Here is a 3,512-nt window from a genome sequence, read left to right on the forward strand (position 1 = left end):
CCGTGCCACTTCGGACGCGGGGTAGTCAATCAACGAGCGGCCGGGAGCTCGGCGATCCGCGCCGCGATGCGCTCGGCAGCCTCCTGCAGCGCCTGCTGTTCTGCCGGCCGCAGCGTCAGCGGAACGAGTCCCATGTCACCGAGTGCCCGACAAGCGCCTTGTCGACGCCGTAGTCGACACCCGGCCAGCACCCCGTGGCGCGGGGGTGCCTTGACCAAGGAGCCTGCGGAGTTGCTCAAGCGCCATTTGCGTCTTGATGGCGAAGGCCACCTCATCAGGCACGCCGGCGCTGCGCGTTCGCGACCCACCTTTATGACTCGCCACTCTCACGGGTTGCCGGCTCTTCTCGGAGAGAGCAGACTTGCGCTGCCCGTGGCCGGTTCCGTCAGGCACTCGCGCAGGCGCTGCAGCCGCTGCTCGCCAAATCCCAGGCCGTGGGCGAGGTAATCGTCGATGCCGCCGAACGCGGTGTCGATCGACTCGAACGCGGCCTCGATATAAGCCGGCCTGGCGGCGGTGAACGCCTCGGCCACCGACTCCGTCGTACCGGGTGGCATCAAGTGCCCGATGTCGCGCCTGCAGGCGTTCGTCAGCAGGTAGTCGTCGACGATCACCGATCGGGGCGCGCCGAGCGCCATAAGGATGACCGCCGCACCGAAACCTGTGCGATCCTTGCCGCTCACGCAATGGATCAGCGTCGGGCGCCCCGCCGCCTCCTCCACCGCTTCGAGCATGCGCCGATACTCGGCGCAATGGTGCACCGCATAGCGTCGGTAATGGCCCGTCACGGCCCGCTCGATCCCGGCAGCGTCGATACGCAGCTCGCGCAGGGCCGCCAGCATCTCGGGGACGCCGTCCGGCCAGAAGCCGACCTGCGCGACCATTGGCGCGGCGCCCGCGGGCAGCCGGTTGGGATGCAACTCGCGCTCGTGGGGCAGGCGGAAGTCGACTACACGGTACAGGTCGAGTGCGGCCACGTGCTCCAAGTCCTCATCGGTCAGCGCCGCCAGCGAGTCGGAACGGAACAGCCGACGCCAGCGCGTCCGCCGCCCATCGCCAACCGGATAGCCGCCGAGATCGCGGAAGTTCACTGCCCCTTCCAGCGGAACCCGGCGCTGCGTCAAGTCTTCGGTTGCACCCGCCGGGGACTCCGCCGGCGCATCGCTGTGGGTTTGCATGGCGTGCGGCTTCAAAGATCAAGGACGAGCGTCGCGCCCTTCGAGCGCGACACGCAGGTCGTCAGGAACTGCGTGCGTGCCTCGGCGGACAGCAAGTAGTCCCGATGCTCGACGTCGCCCGCCAGGTAGCGCACCTTGCACGTTCCGCACAGGCCGCTCTGGCACGATGTCGGCACTTCGATGCCGTGCTCGCCGAGCACCTGCGCGATCGACTTGTCGTTGGGTACCGTCAGAACAGTTCCCGTGCTGGCGATCTTGATCTGGAACCCGAGCGCCAGCGCATCGCTGCCGATGTCCTGAGGTACTCCATCGTCGGGAAGCACCGGCGCACCGACGAAGTACTCGAAGTGCACCGCCTCGGCGGGCCAATGGGTGCAGGCACGTGTGCAGGCCTCCATGAACCCGGGGGGGCCGCAGTAGTAGAGCTGCCAACCCGGCTCGTACCGCCGCAGCAGCGCAGCGATGTCCAGGCCCTTGGCCGGATTGCCGCCGTCGAAGTGCATGATCACGCGCCCCTTGGCGGCCATCGGCGCGAGTTCCTCCTGGAACGCCGCGTGGGCGCTCGACTTCGCGCAGTAGTGCAGGGTGTAGTCCGCGCCCATCCTTTCCAACCGATGCACCATGGCCTTCAGCGGCGTGATGCCGATGCCGCCGGCCAGCAGGACCTGGTGGGGCGCCCCTTCAATCAGCGGGAAGTTGTTGCGCGGGTGTCCGACCGCGACGAGCCGTTGCGTGTGCACGCGTTCGTGGATCGCGATGGAACCCCCGCGCCCATTGTCGTCGCGCAGCACCGCGATCAGGTATCGCCGACGCTCGGCGGGGTCGTTGCACAACGAATACTGTCGCACGCGTCCGTCGCGGAAGTACAGATCCACGTGGGCCCCGGCGGTGAACTCCTCCAGTTCGCCGCCGTCCTCGCGCACGAATTCGTAGGCGTTGATGCCGATCCCCTGGTAGGTGATCTGCCGGACCCGCAGGTTCAGCGCCGTCTTCGGGTACTTGCCGGTGTGACTCAACTGATACAAGTTGCTCTCGGCCCCGGTCTGCGCCGACGGTTCAGCGAAAGCCGGCACCGCTCCGGGGTCGGGACAGAGTTGCGAGGGGCGTCGATCAGAGGCTCGCTTCGATCTCGTCGAGGCGCCGCAGGACATGCGGCCTGCGCTGCACGACCGGCAGTTCGTCGCACTCCTTCATGATCGCGAAAACCTGGTGCGCGGCCTTGCGGATGACGTCACTGTCCGCTTCCCGGCTCGGCCGGCGGCGGATCCGCAGTCGACTGTCCGACGCGTATCGCGGCAGCGTTTGCCCATCGGTCGACCCAGCCTTCACGCGCACCGGGTCGGGCGGCGCCTTGCCGGCCACAGCGTCGCGAAGCAGCGAGCGACACATGTACACACCCACGTCCGACCGGCCGGGATGCTCAAGACCGTGGAGGGCTATCGGCCCCTGGCTGACGATGGCTTCGTAGTCGCCCGGAACCCGCTGCGTCTCTTCATAAGGCCGATGCCGGGTCTGACCGATCAGGAAGTCGATCTTGTCGACCCCGCACTCCTCTTCCCTTCCACGGTGCTCCGGGTCGACCTCGTCGTTGAAGTGGCGCCAGCCGAAGGCGATCGAGTGCTCGTCGTCGACCGGCACCTGCCAGCGTGACATCGCCGGGCCGGAGTGTCGCTGCGGAGCCGCCGCCACGATGGCGGCGTTCTGTATCCAGTTCGGCAGGCCCATCTGCGAAATTCGGATCCAGACTTCGTCGTCGGACAGGCGCCGGCCGGCGGTGAAGATCATGCCGTTGTTGTCATCGGTCGGGTGCCAGTCGATGATCGGCATTTCGCCGAAGCCCCCCTGCAGCGTCGCGCCGTCGGCGAGCTTCGCGTCCACGCCAGCGACCGTCATGTTGTTGTGCAGCAGCGCGGTGTGGTAGTGGTCGATCTGATTTTCGTAGACCTGCAGCCAGTTGCAGTCGAAGACATTGGAGAACGGGATCAACCGCGTTCCCTTCGGCAACACGTAGCCGTCGAACACCGGGAACTCTGGCCTGCGATCCGCCGGCCCCATGTAGGCGAACACCAAGCCGTTGCGCTCGAAGGCCGGATAGGCGCCCTGGCAGACGGTTTCCTTCAGCTTGGTGTCGGGGGGTTCCGCCGGCGCCTCCAGCAGGCTGCCGTCGACGTCGAAGTGCCAACCGTGGTAGCAGCAACGGATCCCGCGCTCCTGGACGAGGCCGAACGCGAGCGAAGCCCCGCGGTGGGCGCACTTGCGGTGCAGCACGCCGACGTTGCCCCGGCGATCCCTGAAAGCCACCAGATCCGCGTGCCGGAGCCGGCTCGCCGTGGG

General features: G+C 67.4%; 3 protein-coding genes. All 3 read right to left on the reverse strand.

What is annotated here, in order from left to right; genetic code table 11:
- Window positions 1–326 precede the first annotated feature (326 nt).
- A complete protein-coding gene (locus tag AB7U92_RS24080; RefSeq protein ID WP_428582887.1) occupies window positions 327–1,178 on the reverse strand; it encodes a tyrosine-protein phosphatase in 852 nt (283 codons plus the stop codon).
- A gap of 11 nt (window positions 1,179–1,189) precedes the next feature.
- A complete protein-coding gene (locus AB7U92_RS24085) occupies window positions 1,190–2,251 on the reverse strand; it encodes a PDR/VanB family oxidoreductase (protein ID WP_428582889.1) in 1,062 nt (353 codons plus the stop codon).
- Between the two features lie 37 nt (window positions 2,252–2,288).
- On the reverse strand, window positions 2,289–3,512 hold a 1,224-nt coding region (locus tag AB7U92_RS24090), incomplete at its 5' end, for a Rieske 2Fe-2S domain-containing protein (RefSeq protein ID WP_428582891.1).

Origin of the sequence: Piscinibacter sp. (assembly GCF_050175855.1) — a bacterium.
Taxonomy (GTDB): Bacteria; Pseudomonadota; Gammaproteobacteria; order Burkholderiales; family Burkholderiaceae_C; genus Piscinibacter.